The 17,103-nt window shown below is 71.3% G+C and carries 14 protein-coding genes; 4 read left to right on the top strand and 10 right to left on the bottom strand.

All coding sequences use genetic code 11. The annotated features are described in order from the left end of the window. Positions 1-9: 9 nt before the first annotated feature. From ACFVXK_RS17450 to ACFVXK_RS17415, 8 genes are all read right to left on the bottom strand, one after another. Positions 10-726 carry an ABC transporter ATP-binding protein gene (locus ACFVXK_RS17450; RefSeq protein ID WP_389612563.1) on the bottom strand — a complete coding sequence of 239 codons (717 nt, stop codon included), beginning with the start codon at positions 724-726 and terminating at the stop codon, positions 10-12. Continuing rightward, positions 723-1,652, bottom strand: a complete 930-nt coding sequence (locus tag ACFVXK_RS17445) for an ABC transporter ATP-binding protein (RefSeq protein WP_389612561.1) — start codon at positions 1,650-1,652, stop codon at positions 723-725. Before ACFVXK_RS17445 ends, ACFVXK_RS17450 begins: the two co-directional genes overlap by 4 nt. 2 nt (positions 1,653-1,654) lie before the next feature. Next, entirely contained in the window at positions 1,655-3,478 is a 1,824-nt protein-coding gene (locus tag ACFVXK_RS17440; protein WP_389612559.1) for a branched-chain amino acid ABC transporter permease, read from the bottom strand. Beyond that, positions 3,475-4,404, bottom strand: coding sequence for a branched-chain amino acid ABC transporter permease (locus tag ACFVXK_RS17435; protein ID WP_389612557.1), 930 nt, complete (start codon positions 4,402-4,404; stop codon positions 3,475-3,477). The genes ACFVXK_RS17440 and ACFVXK_RS17435 overlap by 4 nt, the downstream gene beginning before the upstream one ends. 101 nt (positions 4,405-4,505) lie before the next feature. Beyond that, entirely contained in the window at positions 4,506-5,738 is a 1,233-nt protein-coding gene (locus tag ACFVXK_RS17430) for a branched-chain amino acid ABC transporter substrate-binding protein (protein WP_389612555.1), read from the bottom strand. A 299-nt stretch (positions 5,739-6,037) separates the two neighbouring features. Continuing rightward, complete coding sequence (locus tag ACFVXK_RS17425) at positions 6,038-6,691, bottom strand: Tat pathway signal sequence domain protein (protein WP_389612553.1); 654 nt, start codon at positions 6,689-6,691, stop codon at positions 6,038-6,040. A 141-nt stretch (positions 6,692-6,832) separates the two neighbouring features. Next, the gene (locus ACFVXK_RS17420; protein WP_389612551.1) at positions 6,833-7,297 is read right to left on the bottom strand and encodes a PaaI family thioesterase; all 465 of its coding nucleotides are present in this window, start codon (positions 7,295-7,297) and stop codon (positions 6,833-6,835) included. A 54-nt stretch (positions 7,298-7,351) separates the two neighbouring features. Further along, positions 7,352-9,640 (bottom strand): FdhF/YdeP family oxidoreductase, encoded by a 2,289-nt coding sequence (locus tag ACFVXK_RS17415; RefSeq protein WP_389612550.1) that lies wholly within the window; start codon positions 9,638-9,640, stop codon positions 7,352-7,354. A 103-nt stretch (positions 9,641-9,743) separates the two neighbouring features. Between ACFVXK_RS17415 and polA the strand changes: the two genes are divergently transcribed. Next, complete coding sequence (gene polA / locus ACFVXK_RS17410; RefSeq protein WP_389612548.1) at positions 9,744-12,464, top strand: DNA polymerase I; 2,721 nt, start codon at positions 9,744-9,746, stop codon at positions 12,462-12,464. A gap of 32 nt (positions 12,465-12,496) precedes the next feature. On the opposite strand, the gene ACFVXK_RS17405 is transcribed toward polA, so the two are convergent. Beyond that, positions 12,497-13,354 (bottom strand): DUF4184 family protein, encoded by an 858-nt coding sequence (locus ACFVXK_RS17405; protein WP_389612546.1) that lies wholly within the window; start codon positions 13,352-13,354, stop codon positions 12,497-12,499. 156 nt (positions 13,355-13,510) lie between these two features. Here ACFVXK_RS17405 and ACFVXK_RS17400 point away from each other — a divergent pair, with 156 nt between their 5' ends. The 3 genes from ACFVXK_RS17400 (at position 13,511) to ACFVXK_RS17390 (ending at position 15,946) form a co-directional block, all read left to right on the top strand. Next, positions 13,511-14,728, top strand: coding sequence for a lytic transglycosylase domain-containing protein (locus ACFVXK_RS17400; RefSeq protein ID WP_389612544.1), 1,218 nt, complete (start codon positions 13,511-13,513; stop codon positions 14,726-14,728). An 84-nt stretch (positions 14,729-14,812) separates the two neighbouring features. Further along, positions 14,813-14,956, top strand: coding sequence for an SPW_0924 family protein (locus ACFVXK_RS17395; protein ID WP_389612542.1), 144 nt, complete (start codon positions 14,813-14,815; stop codon positions 14,954-14,956). Positions 14,957-14,968: 12 nt separating this feature from the next. Beyond that, positions 14,969-15,946, top strand: a complete 978-nt coding sequence (locus tag ACFVXK_RS17390; RefSeq protein WP_389612540.1) for a DUF3068 domain-containing protein — start codon at positions 14,969-14,971, stop codon at positions 15,944-15,946. Here ACFVXK_RS17390 and ACFVXK_RS17385 read toward each other — a convergent pair. After that, positions 15,933-17,103, bottom strand: a 1,171-nt coding sequence (locus tag ACFVXK_RS17385) for an ATP-dependent helicase C-terminal domain-containing protein (protein ID WP_389612538.1), incomplete at its 5' end; no start/stop codon positions are given. The two genes, ACFVXK_RS17390 and ACFVXK_RS17385, sit on opposite strands and share 14 nt — an antisense overlap.

Raw genomic sequence — 17,103 nt, 5'->3', positions numbered from 1 at the left:
TCAGGGCGGTCAGTCCTCGCCGAGGTACGCCTTGCGGACGTCCTCGTTGACGAGGAGCTCGCGGCCGGGGCCGGTCAGGACGATCTTGCCGATCTCCATGACGTGGCCCTGGTCGGCGAGCGACAGCGCGGCCTGGGCGTTCTGCTCGACGAGCAGGATGGTGGTGCCCGAGGCCTTGAGTTCGGCGACGGTCGCCATGATCTTCTGCATCATCAGCGGCGAGAGGCCCATGGAGGGCTCGTCGAGCATGAGCAGCTTGGGCTGGGACATGAGCGCGCGGCCCATGGCGAGCATCTGCTGTTCGCCGCCGGAGAGGGTGCCGGCGGCCTGCTTGCGGCGTTCTCCCAGGATGGGGAAGAGGTCGTAGGCGCGCTGGACGTCCTTCTGGATGCCTTCCTTGTCGCTGCGGAGGAAGGCGCCGAGGAGGAGGTTGTCCTCGATGCTCATGCGGGGGAAGATGTGCCGGCCCTCGGGGGAGTGGGCGAGACCGAGCGAGACGATGTTGTGTGCGGGGACCTTCTTGAGGGACTTGCCCTGGAACTTGATCTGGCCGCCCTTGGGCTTGATCAGTCCGGAGAGGGTGCGCAGGGTGGTCGTCTTGCCGGCGCCGTTCGTCCCGATGAGGGTGACGATCTGGCCTTCTTCGACGGTGAAGGAGATGCCCTTGACGGCTTCGATCTTGCCGTAGGCGACGCGGAGGTCCTCGACCTCCAGGAGTGCGGTCACTTGGCTTCTCCGTCCGTGCTGGTGGTGCTGGTGGTGCTGTCCCCCGCGGGGGCCTCTGCCTGTGCCTCGGGGGCTTCCTCGGCGTGGGCCTCTTCGGCGTGGGCTTCGGCGGCCTCGACTTCGGCGACCTCGTCGGCGCCGGGGGCGCCTTCGAAGGGTTCGCCGAGGTAGGCGGCGACGACGCGTTCGTCGCTCTGGACTTCGGTGGCGGTGCCTTCGATGAGCTTTTCGCCCTGGACGAGGCAGGCGACGCGGTCGCAGAGGTTGAAGATGAAGCGCATGTCGTGCTCGATGACGAGGACGGCGATGCCCTTGTCCCGGATGGCGAAGATGAGTTCTTCGGCGGCCCGGGTCTCCTGGGGGTTCATGCCGGCGGTGGGCTCGTCGAGGAGGATGAGGCCGGGGTCGCTGGCGAGGGCGCGGGCGATTTCGAGCTTGCGCTGTTCGCCGTAGGGGAGGTTGCGGGCGAGGTGTTCGGCCTTGTGGTCGAGGCCGATGAACTCGAGCAGCTCCATGGCCTTCTCGCGGCTGGCGGCTTCTTCCTTGTGGAAGCCGGGGAGCCGCAGGAGGGCCGACCAGAGGCCTTCTTTGGTGCGGGTGTGGCGTCCGACGAGGACGTTTTCCAGGACCGTCATGTTGTTGAAGAGACGGATGTTCTGGAAGGTGCGGGCGATGCCGGCCGCGGTGACCTTGAAGGACTTGGGGGGCAGGACCGTGCCCTTGTACCGGACTTCGCCCTCGGTGGGGATGTAGAGGCCGGTGAGGCAGTTGAAGAAGGTGGTCTTGCCGGCGCCGTTGGGGCCGATGAGGCCGACGATCTCGCCGCTGTTGACGGTGAGGTCGACGTTCTTGACGGCGGTGAGGCCGCCGAAGCGCATGGTGACGCCGCGGGCGTCGAGGACCGTTTCGGTGGTGGTCGTCGTCATGGTCAGGCCCCTGCCTTGCTGAGGACTGCCGGAGCTTCGAGGTCCTGGTGGAGCTCGAGCTGGTTGCGGCGGTTGGGGATGAGGCCTTCGGGGCGCAGGCGCATGAGGATGACGAGTGCGATGCCGAAGACGAGGAGCTGGTAGTCGCCGAGGAACTGGAGCTTGTTGGGGATCAGGAAGAGGAGGGATCCGCCGACGAGGGGTCCGGAGATGGTTCCCATGCCGCCGAGGACGACCGCGGCGAGCAGGAACGCGGAGTTCGGGGGGAGGGAGTTGGCGAACTGGTACTGGTCGGGGGTGACCGTGTACTGGACGTGGGCCTGGACGGCGCCGGCGAGGCCGGCGAGGGTGGCGCCGAGGGCGAAGGCGATGAGCTTGACGCGGAAGCCGTTGATGCCCATGGCTTCGGCGGCGGTCTCGTCTTCGCGGATGGCGACCCAGGCGCGGCCGATGCGGGATTCGGCGCTGCGGCGGAAGACCATGACCACGATGAGGGTGACCAGGAGGAGCAGCAGGAAGTAGTTGGCGAAGCGGCCGATGGTGAAGCCGGCGATGGTGTGGCTGGCGCCGAAGTCGAAGCCGAAGAGGTCGACGTTGGGGATGTTCGAGATGCCCTTGGACCCGTTGGTGACGTTGGGGCCGGAGACGCCGTCGAAGTTGTTCATGGTGATGCGGAAGATCTCACCGAAGCCGAGCGTCACGATGGCGAGGTAGTCGCCGCGCAGGCGGAGGGTGGGGGCGCCGATGAGGACGCCGAAGACCATGGAGGCGACGGCGCCGATGATGATGGCGGCCCAGAAGGGGAACTGGACTCCGAAGGGGGAGTTGGGGGCGCCGGAGACCAGGGCGGCGGTGTAGGCGCCGACGCCGAGGAAGGCGACGTAGCCGAGGTCGAGGAGGCCGGTGAGGCCGACGACGATGTTCAGGCCGAGGGCGACGGTGGCGAAGATGAGGATGTTGACGCCGACGGTCGCGTACTGGTCGTCGGTCTGGGTGAGGGGGAAGGCCATGGCCGCGACGAAGGCGCCGATGAGGGCGACGTTGCGGTGCTTGGCGGTGAGGGCGGTGAAGCGGGCGACGAGGCCGCTCTTGTTGAGGGCGCCGAAGCCGAAGCCGGCGGCTATCAGGAAGCCCATGAAGAGTTCCTGGTAGGGGGTGGTGATGCCGTAGGTGAAGACGCCGAGGGCGATCGCGAGTACGGCGGCGATGACCAGGATCTCGGCCCAGCCGGGGAGGGCGCGGGCGGGGGCGGGGGTGCGGGCGGCGAAGCCGGCCTTGATGGTGGTGGCGACGTTGCCGGCGTTGTGCTTGAAGGTGTCCCAGGCGCCGTCGTCGGGGTCGGCCTCTTCGAGCTCGGGGCGCTTGAAGGGCAGGGCGAGGGCGCCGAGGAGGGTGGCGAGGGAGGTGAGGGCGACGATGTAGCCGCCGGGTTCGAGGTTGACGATGCCGCCGAGTTCGGCGCAGATCATGATGACCGTGAACCAGGCGGTGGCGAAGGCGGCGAGGGCGGAGAGCTTGATGGCGGCGTCGGCGCCTGCCGGGACGAGCCAGCCGAGGCCCTTGATGCCGTAGGAGGCGAGTCCGAAGACGGCGGTGAGTGCGCCGCCGACGAGGACGAGCCACTGGAGGCCGCCGGGGTAGCCGTAGACGGTGAGGTCTCCGGGGAATTCGCGGGTCCAGGTCCAGGACAGGAAGCAGGAGACGACGGTGAGGAGGCCGCCCGCGGTGGCGAGGAGGCGGGCCGCCTTCTCGGGGATCGCGATGAAGCCGGTGTCGGCTGCGGTGGTCTGTGCGGTGTCCGCGGTGATGGTCGTCATGGTTCTCACGCCCTGTCCGCCACGCGCTCACCCATCAGGCCCTGGGGCCGGAAGAGGAGTACGAGGATGAGGAGTACGAACGCCCAGGTGTTGCCCCAGGACTGGCCGCCGAGCTGGTGCATGCCGGGGACGTCGGCGATGTAGGCGGTGGTCAGGGTTTCGGCGAGGCCGAGGACGAGGCCGCCGACCATGGCGCCGTAGATGTTTCCGATGCCGCCGAGGACGGCTGCGGTGAAGGCCTTGAGGCCGAGGATGAAGCCCATGCGGTACTGGACTTCGCCGTACTTGAGGCCGTAGGCGACGGCTCCGACGGCGGCGAAGGTGGCGCCGAGGGCGAACGCGATCGTGATGATGCGGTCGGTGTTGATGCCCATGAGCTTCGCGGTGTCGGGGTCCTGGGCGGTGGCCTGCATGCCGCGGCCGGTGCGGGTCTTCTTGACGAAGAAGCCGAGGAAGGCCATGGAGATGGGGGCGGCGATGACGAGGAAGAGGTCACCGGTCTGGATGGTGATGCTGCCGATGTGGAAGGGGCCGCCGGGGATTTCGGGGAACTTGACGGAGGACTTCGCGTCGGGGTACCAGGCCCATACCGCCTGCTGGAGGACGATGGAGAGGCCGATGGCGGTGATGAGCGGTGCGAGGCGGGGTGCGCTGCGCAGGGGCCGGTAGGCGAAGCGTTCGGCGCCGACGGCTATGAGGGTGGCGACGATGACCGCGCCTATGAGCATGAGCGGCAGCGCGAGCCACATGGTGGTGCCGGTGGGGAGCATCAGCCAGACGGTGAGCGCTCCGAAGCCGCCGGTCATGAAGATCTCGCCATGCGCGAAGTTGATGAGCTGGACGATGCCATAGACCATCGTGTAGCCGATGGCGACGAGCCCGTACATGGATCCCAGTAGCAGGCCGTTGACCAGCTGTTGCGGCAGTTCGTGCACCGCAGGTCCTCCGAGTCTTTCGACGGATGTGACACCGCGCGGGGCGCTTGGTTCGCGCCCCGCGCGGCAAGTGAGGGGTTGTGCAGGGGACTGGCGGAGGGTCAGCCGGCGAGGGTGCCGGACTCGACGGACTTGAAGTCGTCGCCGTCGACCTTGTAGACGGTCAGCTGCTTGTTGGTGGCGTCGCCGAACTCGTCGAAGGAGACCTTGCCGGTCACGCCGTCGAAGGAGACGCCCTGGACGGCTTCGAGGACCTTGGCGCGGGCGTCGGACGGGAGCTTGCCGTTGTTGGCGTCGACGACCTTCTTGACGCCTTCGATGATGGCCCAGGCGGAGTCGTAGGAGTAGCCGCCGTAGGCGGAGTAGTCGTCCTTGTAGCCGGCCTTCTTGTAGTTGTCGATGAACTCCTTGGCGGAGGGCAGGGTCTCGACGGGGGCACCGACGGAGGTGCACAGGTCGCCCTGGCCGCCGGGGCCGGCGAGCTCGACGTACTTCTTGTCCTTGATGCCGTCGCCGCCGACGAGCGGGATGTTGGCGCCGGCGGCCTTGATCTGCTTGCTGAGCGGGCCGGCCGCGGGGTACTCGCCGCCGTAGTAGACGACGTCGGCGCCGGAGGACTTGACCTGGGTGACGACGGCGGAGAAGTCCTTGGAGTCGGGGTCGATGTGGCCTTCGCCGGCGATCTGGCCGCCGAGCTTGGTGAACTCGCCCTTGAAGGTTCCGGCGAGGCCGGCGCCGTAGGTCTTCTTGTCGTCGATGATGAAGACCTTCTTCTTGCCCGCCTTGTTGAAGAGGTACTGCGCGGCGAAGGGGCCCTGGATGGCGTCCGTGGTCGCGGTGCGGAAGTAGCTCTTGTAGGTGCGGGTCTTCTGGCCCTCGGCCCACTTGGGGCCCTGGGTCAGGGAGGGGCTGGTGTTGGCCGGGGAGATCTGGGTGAGCTTGGCGTCGTCGAAGACCTTCTGCATCGACTCGGACACCGAGGAGTTCAGCGGGCCGACCACGCCGAGGACGTCCTTGTCGGCGACGAGCTTGGTGGCGTTCTGCTGGCCGGAGGTGGCCTGGGCCTGGTCGTCGAGGGCCGTGAACTTGAAGGTGACGCCCTTGACGTACTTCTTCTCGTTGGCCTGCTTGACGGCGAGCTCGGCGGAGTTCTTGATGCCGAGGCCGAGGGCGGAGAGGTCGCCCGTCAGCGGGGCGTCGACGGCGATGGTGACGGTGGTGTTGCCGCTGTCGCCGGCGGAGCCGCCGTTGTCGTTGCGCGAGCCGCAGGCGGTGAGGGTGAGCGCGCCCGCGGCGAGGGCGGCGGTCACGGCGATGAGCTGACGAGAGCGCACAAGCAGTCCTTTCCTGGCGCCGCGTCCCCCGTGGGACGCGTCGAGTAGAACGCGGGGAACCGAACTGAGTAAATCCGGCGGTCGCGGTAACTGGCCGTGACTCTAGGCGGGTCTTCGGGGGATATGGAGGGCTGAGGCCAATGATGTGACTCTCTTGTTATGCCACGGCGTAATACATAGCGGATGTGTGCGGGTGGAACGGGGGAATTCAGGCCGGTTCGTCTTGTCCGGATGTTGAGATGCGGCAGGAGTGTGCGCCCGTTTGGGTCCTGACACGCCAGGACTCTAAGGGTTTTTGGTCATGACGGGCTCGGAGCGGGCGCGTCTCGGTCTTCGGGACATGCCCTGGTCAGTGCCACGGAAAGATCCCTGGCATATCGGTCACCGGGGATGTAACTGTGATCCTCTTTCTGGATTCCATTACTGAGGGTTACTTCCAGGAATGGGAGTCCGGAATTCCGTGCTACATGCACGCAGTCCTTTGTCCGGATCAGTACGAGGAGCTCGCGTTCTTCTCCGGCGGCGACGGCGGCGGGGAGGCGTGGCTTGATCGTCACGGTCAGGGCCGGTGACGGCTGTCCGATCCGCTCGACGGTGACCGGCGGCCCGGACGAGGTCCGCACACGGACAGTGAACGCGAAGGCGGCCCCGTCGGGCGCCGGCTCCACGGGCTCGCCGTAGGCCAGCGAGAGGGTCTGGGAGGGCGCGGCCGGCGGCAGCGCCACCGGCGGCTCCGGGCGGGTGGTGTAGATCCGGAAGGCCGCGGCGGCCAGCACGGCGGCCGAGGCGGCCGTGAGGGCGAGGCGGCGGTGGCGGGCGTAGAAGGCGCGCGCGCGGTCGGCCCGGCCGGGTGGCGGGGGCGTGCGGGGCTCCGTGCGCCCGTCCTCGCGGTCCCAGGTGCCCTCGCCCGGCTCCAGGGGGCCTATGCCCCCGCCGGCGCCCCCGCCGCTCACCGGGGGCCGCCGGGGGTGGGCGTGATGCGCAGCGGCGCCGGTCCGGTTCCCATGCGGGAACGCTAGACCGGCGCCGGGGGCTGCACAACGGGCCGTCTCGGCCCGGTTGTTAAGGCTCCGTGACGTCCGTGGGAGCGGAGGTCAGGACTCCGTGTCGCGCAGGAGGCAGGTGAGGCGGGCGGTGCAGACGCGGCGGTCCTGTTCGTCGGTGATGACGATCTCGTAGGTGGCGGTGGAGCGGCCGCGGTGGACGGGGGTGGCGGTGCCGGTGACGATCCCGTCGCGGGCGCCCCGGTGGTGGGTGCAGTTGAGGTCGACGCCGACGGCGATCTTCTTGCTGCCGCCGTGCAGCATGGCGCCGACCGAGCCGAGGGTCTCGGCGAGGACGGCGGAGGCGCCGCCGTGCAGCAGTCCGTAGGGCTGGGTGTTGCCCTTGACGGGCATCGTGGCGACGACGCGGTCGGCGGAGGCCTCCAGGATCCTGATCTCCATCCGCTCGCCGAGGGCGCCGGCGGAGAACAGGGCGGGCAGGTCTATGCCCAGGGCCGCGTACTCGTCGAGGACTTCCTGGGGGAACTTCACGGCGTGCTGCTGCTCGTCGGCCATGGGCCTGCTCCGTTCGTCAACGATCGTTAACCATCTGGTCCTGGGGTCGTTCTATCAGGCCGGTTCGAAGCGCACGACGACGGACTTGCTGGCGGGGGTGTTGCTGGTGTCGGCGGTGGAGTCCAGGGGGACCAGGACGTTGGTCTCGGGGTAGTAGGCGGCGGCGCAGCCGCGGGCGGTGGGGTAGTGGACGACGCGGAAGCCGGGGGCGCGGCGCTCGACGCCGTCCTTCCATTCGCTGACGAGGTCGGTGTAGGAGCCGTCGGCGAGGCCGAGCTCGGCGGCGTCGTCGGGGTGGACCATGACCACGCGGCGGCCGCCGGTGATGCCGCGGTAGCGGTCGTCGAGGCCGTAGATGGTGGTGTTGTACTGGTCGTGGCTGCGCAGGGTCTGCAGGAGCAGCCGGCCGGCGGGGACCTCGGGGTACTCGACGGGGGCGGCGGTGAAGTTGGCCTTGCCGGTCTTGGTGGGGAAGCGGCGCTCGTCGCGGGGGCCGTGGGGGAGCTGGAAGCCGCCGGGGCGGGCGACGCGGGCGTTGAAGTCCTCGAAGCCGGGCACGACGCGGGCGATGCGGTCGCGGATGGCGGCGTAGTCGGCTTCGAAGTCCTCCCAGGGGGTCTTCGAGGCGGTGCCGAGGACGGCGCGGGCCATGCGGGCGACGATGGCGGGCTCGGAGAGCAGCTGGGGGGAGGCGGGGGCGAGGTTGCCGCGGGAGGCGTGGACCATGCCCATGGAGTCCTCGACGGTGACGAACTGCACTGTGCCCTTTTTACCGGGCGTGCTCGCCCGGACGTCCTTGTCGGTGCGGCCGAGGGTGGGCAGGATCAGGGCGCGCCGGCCGGTGACCGCGTGGGAGCGGTTGAGCTTGGTGGAGACGTGGACGGTCAGGGAGGCGCGCCGCATCGCGGCCTCGGTGACGTCGGTGTCGGGGGTGGCGCCGATGAAGTTGCCGCCCATGGCGAAGAAGACCTTGGCCTTCCCGTCGCGCAGGGCCTCGATGGCGCGGACGACGTCGTAGCCGTGGGCGCGGGGCGAGGTGATGGAGAACTCGCGGTCGAGGGCGTCGAGGAAGGCGGGTGCGGGGCGTTCGAAGATGCCCATGGTGCGGTCGCCCTGGACGTTGGAGTGGCCGCGGACGGGGCAGACGCCGGCGCCGGGGCGGCCGATGTTCCCGCGGAGCAGGAGGAGGTTGACGACCTCGCGGATGGTGGCGACGGCGTGCTTGTGCTGGGTGAGGCCCATGGCCCAGCAGACGATGGTGCGCTTCGAGGCGAGGACCATCGCGAGGGCGCGTTCGATCTCGGGGCGGGTGAGCCCGGTGGCCTTGAGGGTCTCGTCCCAGTCGGCCTCCTTCGCGGCCGCGGCGAGGTCCTCGTAGCCGTGGGTGTGCTCGCGGATGAAGGCCTCGTCGAGGGCTCCGTCGGTCTCGATGACGAGCTTGTTGAGGAGGCGGAAGAGGGCCTGGTCGCCGCCGATGCGGATCTGCAGGAAGAGGTCGTTGAGGGGGGTGCCCTTGACCATGCCGAGGGGGGTCTGGGGGTTCTTGAACCGCTCCATGCCGGCTTCGGGCAGCGGGTTCACCGAGATGATCTTCGCGCCGGAGTGCTTGGCCTTCTCCAGGGCGGAGAGCATGCGCGGGTGGTTGGTGCCCGGGTTCTGCCCGGCGACGATGATCAGGTCGGCCTGGTGGAGGTCTTCGAGGGAGACGCTGCCCTTGCCGATGCCGATGGTCTCGCTGAGCGCGGAGCCGGAGGACTCGTGGCACATGTTGGAGCAGTCGGGCAGGTTGTTGGTGCCGAACTCGCGGGCGAACAGCTGGAAGAGGAACGCGGCCTCGTTGCTGGTGCGCCCGGAGGTGTAGAAGACGGCCTCGTCGGGGGAGGAGAGGGCCTTCAGCTCCTCGGCGATGATCTCGAAGGCCCGCTTCCAGCTGACGGCCTCGTAGCGGTCGCCGCCCTCGGGCAGGTACATGGGGTGCGTGATGCGGCCCTGCTGGCCGAGCCAGTAGCCGGAGCGGCCGGCGAGTTCGGCGAGGGGGTGCGCGGCGAAGAAGGCGGGGGTGACGCGGCGCAGGGTGGCCTCTTCGGCGACGGCCTTGGCGCCGTTCTCGCAGAATTCGGCGGTGTGCCGCTTGTCGCCCTCGGGCCAGGCGCAGCCGGGGCAGTCGAAGCCGTTCTTCTGGTTGACCTTGAGGAGGGTCCGCGCGGTGCGCACCGGGCCCATCTGCTCGTTCGCGATCTTGAGGGTGTGGCCGATGGCGGGCAGGCCGGCCGCGGCGTGCGCAGGGGGTCCGACGTGCGGCGCGTCCTGTACCGGATCACCTGCGGGCGGCTTGGTGGCCATGTCGCTCCCCTTCGAGCAGTTTTCTCGTACACCCCGATCCTGTCACGCTCCGCCGACATCGCCGACGGCGGATTTGTCGGTGGGGGCGCCTAGGATCGGGGGCGTGGCAGAGACAGCATCGAAGAAGACCGAGCAGACGACCGCAGCGGACCGCCCCCGCCTGATGCTCATGGACGGGCACTCCCTGGCGTACCGGGCGTTCTTCGCGCTGCCCGCGGAGAACTTCACGACGGCGACGGGCCAGCCGACCAATGCCATCTACGGCTTCGCGTCGATGCTGGCGAACACCCTGCGTGACGAGGCGCCCACGCACTTCGCGGTGGCGTTCGACGTGTCCCGCAAGACGTGGCGTTCGACGGAGTTCCCCGAGTACAAGGCGAACCGCTCCAAGACCCCCGACGAGTTCAAGGGGCAGGTCGAGCTGATCGGCGAGCTCCTGGACGCGATGAAGGTGCCGCGGTTCGCGGTCGACGGCTTCGAGGCCGACGACGTGATCGCGACGCTGGCGACGCAGGCCGAGGCCCTCGGCTTCGACGTCCTGATCGTCACCGGTGACCGGGACTCCTTCCAGCTGGTCTCCGAGCACACCACCGTGCTCTACCCGACCAAGGGCGTCTCCGAGCTGACCCGGTTCACGCCGGAGAAGGTCGAGGAGAAGTACGGGCTCACCCCGCGGCAGTACCCGGACTTCGCGGCGCTGCGCGGTGACCCGTCCGACAACCTGCCGGGCATCCCGGGCGTCGGCGAGAAGACCGCGGCGAAGTGGATCAACCAGTTCGGTTCGTTCGCGGAGCTGGTCGAGCGGGCCGAGGAGGTCAAGGGCAAGGCCGGGCAGAACTTCCGCGACCACCTGGAGGCGGTGAAGCTCAACCGGGTCCTGACCGAGATGGTCAAGGACGTGGAGCTGCCCAAGACCCCCGCCGACCTGGCCCGCGCCCCCTACGACCGCTCCGCGGTCACGGGCGTGCTGGACGTGCTGGAGATCCGCAACGCCTCGCTGCGCGAGCGGCTGCTGGCCGTGGACCCGGGCGCGGACCAGGAGGAGGCGCCGGCCCCGGCGGCGGGCGTGGAGCTGGACGGCTCGGTGCTGGGCGCGGGCGAGCTCGCGCCCTGGCTCGCGGCGCACGCGGGCGGCCCGCTGGGCGTCTCGACGGTGGACAGCTGGGCGCTGGGCCAGGGCAGCGTGGCCGAGGTGGCGCTGGCCGCGGCGGGCGGCGCGGCCGCCTGGTTCGACCCGTCCGCGCTGGACGAGGCCGACGACAAGGCGTTCGCCGCGTGGGCGGCGGACGCGTCCGCGCCGAAGGTGGTGCACAACGCCAAGGGCCTGATGCGGGTCTTCCCGGAGCACGGCTGGACCCTGGCGGGCGTCACGATGGACACGGCGCTGGCCGCCTACCTGGTCAAGCCCGGCCGGCGCTCCTTCGCGCTGGACGTGCTGTCGGTGGAGTACCTGGGCCGTGAGCTGCAGCCGCCGGCCGCCGACGGCCAGCTGGCCTTCGGCGCCGACGAGACCGCCGAGGCGGACGCGCTGATGGCGCAGGCCCGCGCGGTCCTGGACCTGGGCGAGGCCTTCACGGCGAAGCTCCCCGAGGTCGGCGCCGTGGAACTGCTGCACGAGATGGAGCTGCCGACCTCCGAGCTGCTGGCGCGCCTGGAGCGGGCGGGCATCGCCGCCGACCGGGACCACCTGGAGGGCATGGAGCAGCAGTTCGCGGGCGCCGTCCAGCAGGCGGTCAAGGAGGCCCACGCGGCCGTGGGGCACGAGTTCAACCTCGGCTCGCCCAAGCAGCTGCAGGAGGTGTTCTTCGGCGAGCTGGACCTGCCGAAGACGAAGAAGACCAAGACCGGGTACACGACGGACGCCGACGCGCTGGCCTGGCTGGCCACGCAGACCGACCACGAGCTGCCCGTGATCATGCTGCGCCACCGGGAGCAGGCCAAGCTGCGGGTGACCGTCGAGGGCCTGGTGAAGTCGATCGCCGCCGACGGCCGGGTGCACACCAGCTTCAGCCAGACCACCGCCGCCACCGGTCGGCTGTCGTCCACCGACCCGAACCTGCAGAACGTGCCGGTGCGCACGGACGAGGGCCGGGCCATCCGCCGCGGCTTCGTCGTCGGCGAGGGCTACGAGTCGCTGATGACGGCCGACTACAGCCAGATCGAGCTGCGCGTCATGGCCCACCTCTCCGAGGACGAGGGCCTGATCGAGGCGTTCAACTCCGGCGAGGACCTGCACACCACCGTCGCCTCCCAGGTGTTCGGGGTCGAGCGCTCCCAGGTCGACGCCGAGATGCGGCGCAAGATCAAGGCCATGTCCTACGGTCTGGCCTACGGGCTCTCCGCCTTCGGTCTCGCCCAGCAGCTGAACATCGAGCCCGCCGAGGCGCGCGGCCTGATGGAGACCTTCTTCGAGCGGTTCGGCGGGGTCCGCGACTACCTCCAGCGCGTGGTCGACGAGGCCCGGGCCACCGGTTACACCGCGACGGTCTTCGGGCGCCGCCGCTACCTGCCCGACCTGAACAGCGACAACCGCCAGCGCCGCGAGGCCGCCGAGCGGATGGCGCTGAACGCCCCGATCCAGGGCACCGCCGCCGACATCGTCAAGGTCGCGATGCTGCGCGTGGACAAGGCCCTCGCCGAGGCCGGGCTGGCCTCGCGGATGCTGCTCCAGGTCCATGACGAAATCGTCCTGGAGATCGCCCCCGGCGAGCGGGAGCGGGTCGAGGAGCTGGTGCGCCGCGAGATGGGCGCGGCCGTCGAGCTGCGGGCCCCGCTGGACGTGTCGGTGGGCGTGGGCGGCGACTGGGAGTCCGCCGCGCACTGACCCCGACGGGACGCCTGCGCGCCCGTCCCCGCCTACGCGGCGGGGACGGGCGTCCGCGTTTCGCGGTCCGGGCGGTGGGGGTCCCGGTCGCGGCGGTGGCGGGCCCGCACCAGGGCCCCGTACAGCAGGAGGCCGACCACGAGTCCGCCGCCGGCTCCGAAGCAGAGCGTCGGGATGATGTCCAGGGGGGTGCGGACCCGCAGGTGGGCGGCGAAGAAGCGGATCAGCCTCAGGGCGGTCCCGATCGCCGTGCAGCCGGCGACCAGGAGCAGCGCCCACCACCGCTCCGCCCGGCCGAGCACCGGCACCGACGGCGGCGCCGGGCGCGCCGGCAGCCGGCGCAGGGCGCTCACCGTGAACCAGAGGAGGGCGCACGCGGCGACCGCGGAGGTGCCGTACTGGAGGAAGGTGTACGCGGGCAGGCCGAGGGCGACGGGCCGGTCCAGCCACGGCAGCGCGTCCGTCCCCCAGCGGTCCCCGTGGGTGAAGCTGTCCCACACCACGTGGGTGAGCGACCCGGCGACCGCCGACAGGTAGAAGCGGAGCACGAGCGCGGCGGCCGGCCGGCCGCGCCAGCTCTCGCCGCGCACCAGGGCGTGGAGGCGGCCCCGCCAGGAGCCCGGCAGCAGCGCGAGCAGCGGCTCGCGCAGCAGCAGCCAGCACGCGGCGAGGACGGCGGTGAGGGCGGCGTCCGCGGTGATCACCCCGAGGAGGGAGTGGGTGAACTCGCCGTAGTGCATGAGACCGCCGACGAGCGAGTCCGCGAAGAAGAGGGAGTCCGGCGCGAACGACCCCAGCACCAGCGCCGAGGCGACCAGCGGGCCCCGTGCCCGGCCGGTGCGGCGGATGGCCGGAAGTACGGCGGCCGCGTGGCTGAGAGTGAACGGCACGGAGCCTCCCCTGGGGTTGCCGGTGTCGGGACAGTATGCGTGAACTGCGCAGGCTCGTGGGGATGTGGTGAATGTCGGAACCCCTTTGCGTGCCGTGTGCAGGGAGTTGACGTAGGGTCACGCGGACGTTCGGACGTCCAGGGGAGGGTCCTGCTCATGTCGGCACGAATATTCGGACGCGGTCTGCGCCGGGGCGCGGCCGCGGCACTGGTATCGGCGCTGGTGGCCGCCGCGATGACGGCCTCCCAGGGACCGGCCGTCGCGGGCCCGGAACGGATCGCCGCGGCCGGGGAGGGCGCCGCGCAGCCGCCCGCCGCCGCGTCGGCGGCGGGCGGGGACTCGTCGTACTTCACCGAACTCCCGCCGCTGGACAGCCCCGCGCCGCCGGCCGCGCTCCTGCCGGACGGTGAGACGACGGCCCCGGCCCCCGCCGCCTCACCGGACCCCGCGCCCGCGACGTCCGCGGTGCAGCCGGCGGGGGAGGGTGCGCAGGGCATACCGGCGAGCGTGCTCGCCGCCTACCGGCGGGCCGAGCAGCGGGTGGGCGAGAGCGACCCCGGGTGCGGGCTGCGCTGGCAACTGCTCGCGGCGATCGGCAAGGTCGAGTCCGGGCAGGCCGGCGGCGGCCGGGTCGACGCGAACGGGACCACCCTGCGGCCGATCCTGGGGCCCGTGCTGAACGGCGCCGGCTTCGCGAACATCACCGACACCGACGGCGGGGCCTACGACGGCGACGCCCGCTACGACCGGGCCGTCGGCCCGATGCAGTTCATCCCCTCCACGTGGGCGGCCTGGGGCCAGGACGGCAACGGCGACGGCCGGCGCGACCCCAACAACGTCTACGACGCCGCCCTGGCGGCCGGCCGCTACCTGTGCGCGGGCAGCCGTGACCTGAGGACCGGTTCCGGCCTGGACCGGGCGGTGCTCTCGTACAACCAGTCGGCGGAGTACCTGCGGACGGTGCGGTCCTGGTACGCGTACTACCTCCAGGGCGCGCACGAGATCCCCGACGGCAGCGGCGCCCCGCTCCCGCAGCCGGGCACCCCGACGACCCCGAAGCCGAGCCCGACGCCCACCCCCACGCCGACGCCCACCCCCACGCCGACGCCGAGCCCGAAGCCGACGCCGAGCCCGACGCCGACGCCGAGCCCGACGCCGACGCCGACGCCCACCCCCACTCAGACCCCCGGGCCGACGGCCACGCCGACCCCGAAGCCGAGTTCCACCCCCACGCCCACGCCGAAGCCGAGCGCGACCCCGAGCCCCTCGGCCTCCCCGAAGCCGACCGGCGCCGCCACGCCCACGGCCGCCCCGTCCGCCTCCGGCTCCGTCTCCGCCTCCGTCTCGACGAAGCCCGCCCCCGCCGCTTCCTAGGGCCTGTCCGACGGTTCTCATCTGACCCCCGCGTTGCTACGGTACGCCTCCCTGACGACCCATCAGATCCAGGGAGGCTCCGCCGTGCGCGCACTCGTCGCCGCCGCCGTCGGGCTGGCCGCCGCGCTGGCCCTCGTCCTCGCCGTCACGGCGTTCGGGGCGCCCGAAGGCGGGACCTCGCCCAAGCCCCTGCTCACCACCGCGCCCCCCGCGCCCGGACAGGAGTAAGGAGGTCCGGCCGTGCGACGCAGAGCGAGCCTCGTCCTGCTTGCCTTCGCGGTGTTCTGCGCAGCCCTCGCACCACTGCTGCGCTGGTACGCGTACCCCCGCCTGGCCAAGATCCCGGCGAACCAGTACCAGGCGGTGGTCCTGGAGGCCAAGGACGCCACCCTCCTCGACTACACCGGCGGGATGCAGCCCAAGAAGGTCGACAAGGTCACCATCGTCCAGACCCTCAAGGGCAACGTCGAGGCGTCCCGGCAGATCGAGGCCGACGCCGGCAAGGACGTCGTCGTCTGGGACACCCTGACCTACATCGCGGGCCCGGACGGCAAGATGGTCTCCCGGATCCCCGAGCGCTACATCTTCGACGCCCACACCCAGGACCCGGTGCACGCCACCGGCGAGATGGTCGACGGCGACCCCGTCAAGCGCGAGGGCATCGAGTTCAAGTGGCCGTTCTTCACCGAGCCGCGCGACTACCTCTACTTCGACGCGCAGACGAGGACCTCCTCGCCCATCCACTACGTCGGACCGCGCACCTACCGGGGCATGGACGTCTACTACTTCGAGCAGACCGTCCCCTGGACCAAGGTGCCGATGCCCAAGAAGATGCCGATCGAGGGCATCGACCCGGCGACCATCGAGCAGACCACCGGCACCACCCTCTGGTACACGGTCAAGGCCCGCTTCTGGGTCGACCCGGTCACCGGCGCGCCCGTCAACGCCGAGCAGGACATCCAGCAGGAGATGCGCGGCGGCATCGCGGCGAGCGCCCCCGAGGGCCGGCTCACCGCCTTCGCCGGGCACGTGACGATGCGCGAGGACTACGCGAAGTACACCCGCGACCTGGTCGCCGCCAACCGGACGAAGGTCCTCGCGCTGCACACCTACGCCCCGGCCGGCCTCGCCCTCGCCGGCCTCGCCCTCCTCGCGGCCGCCCTCTGGCTGGAGGCCCGGGGCCGCCGGGCCCCGGGCGCCCCGGTCAGCGGCCCCTGAGCCGGGCGTTCGTGTGCCGGGTGGGCTCGGCCGTCGCCGGGTCCTCCGGCCACGGGTGCTTCGGGTAGCGCCCGCGCAGCTCGGCGCGGACGGCGCGGTAGCCGCCCTGCCAGAAGGAGGCCAGGTCGGCGGTGACGGCGGCGGGCCGCCCGGCGGGCGACAGCAGGTGCACCAGTACGGGGACCCCCGCCACCTTCGGGGTCTCCGCCAGCCCGAACAGCTCCTGGAGCTTCACGGCCAGCACCGGCTGCTCGGCCGAGTAGTCCACCCGGATCCGGGAACCGCTGGGCACCTCGATCCGTTCCGGGGCCAGCTCGTCCAGCCGGACCGCCTCCCCGGTGGCCCAGGGCAGCAGCCGCTGGAGGGCCTGGCCGGCGTCGATCCGGCCGAGGTCGGCCCGGCGGCGCGCCCGCGACAGCTCGGGCTCCAGCCAGTCGTCGGCCCGCGCCACCAGCGCCGCGTCGTCCGCCACGTCCGGCCAGGCGCCGCCGAGAGTGCGGTGCAGGAACCCGAGGCGGGCGCGGAGCGCGAGGGCGTCGGGGGACCAGCGCAGCAGGCCGAGGCCCTCGGCGCGCAGCCCGTCCAGCAGGGCCTCCCGCACCAGCGCCGGGTCCGGGTCCCGCAGTGCGCGCTCCACCAGCCCGATCGCCCCGAGCCGCTCGACGGCCCGGGCGACCACGTCGCCGTCCTCCCAGCGGACCTCCTCGCCCTCGGTGAGCAGGTGGGCGGCCGCGGCCCGGGCGGTGTCCTCGTCCAGGACGGCGGCCAGCCGGACGCGGGCGGACGCCGAGTGCGGGGGCCGGTCGGCGACGGCGACGGCCAGCCAGGGCGCGTGCCGCAGCGCGGAGCCCTCGGGAAGCTCGGCCCCGGTTCCGGAGGCCATGAGGAAAGCCCCCGAGCCCTTGGCCTTCGCCACCCGCTCGGGGAACGCGAGGGCTGCGACCAGTCCGGCGGCGTGGTCGTCGGACGGGGCGGAGCGCGCTGCCGGGGCGGCGGTCGCGGCGGCGCGGCCGCCGCCGGGCGGGAAGTCCCCTACCCGCCCTTCGCCCGTTCCCCGGGCGCTGCCCGGACCCGTCCTGGGGGCTCCGCCCCCAGACCCTCCCCCAGCTACCGCTGGGGGTATCCCCAGCGCCTCAAACGCCGGCGGGGCTGCATCC

The sequence above is a fragment of the Streptomyces sp. NPDC058157 genome (assembly GCF_042884105.1).
Lineage (GTDB): Bacteria > Actinomycetota > Actinomycetes > Streptomycetales > Streptomycetaceae > Streptomyces.
Note: the sequence above shows the minus strand (reverse complement) of the source record. Positions and strands in the feature narration are given on the sequence as shown.

Bases quoted from the DNA above. Each gene is read 5' to 3' on its own strand.
- ACFVXK_RS17445 (WP_389612561.1), bottom strand. From the start codon at position 1,652: ATGACGACGACCACCACCGAAACGGTCCTCGACGCCCGCGGCGTCACC.
- ACFVXK_RS17400 (WP_389612544.1), top strand. From the start codon at position 13,511: ATGTCGGCACGAATATTCGGACGCGGTCTGCGCCGGGGCGCGGCCGCG.
- ACFVXK_RS17420 (WP_389612551.1), bottom strand. From the start codon at position 7,297: ATGGCCGACGAGCAGCAGCACGCCGTGAAGTTCCCCCAGGAAGTCCTC.
- ACFVXK_RS17415 (WP_389612550.1), bottom strand. From the start codon at position 9,640: ATGGCCACCAAGCCGCCCGCAGGTGATCCGGTACAGGACGCGCCGCAC.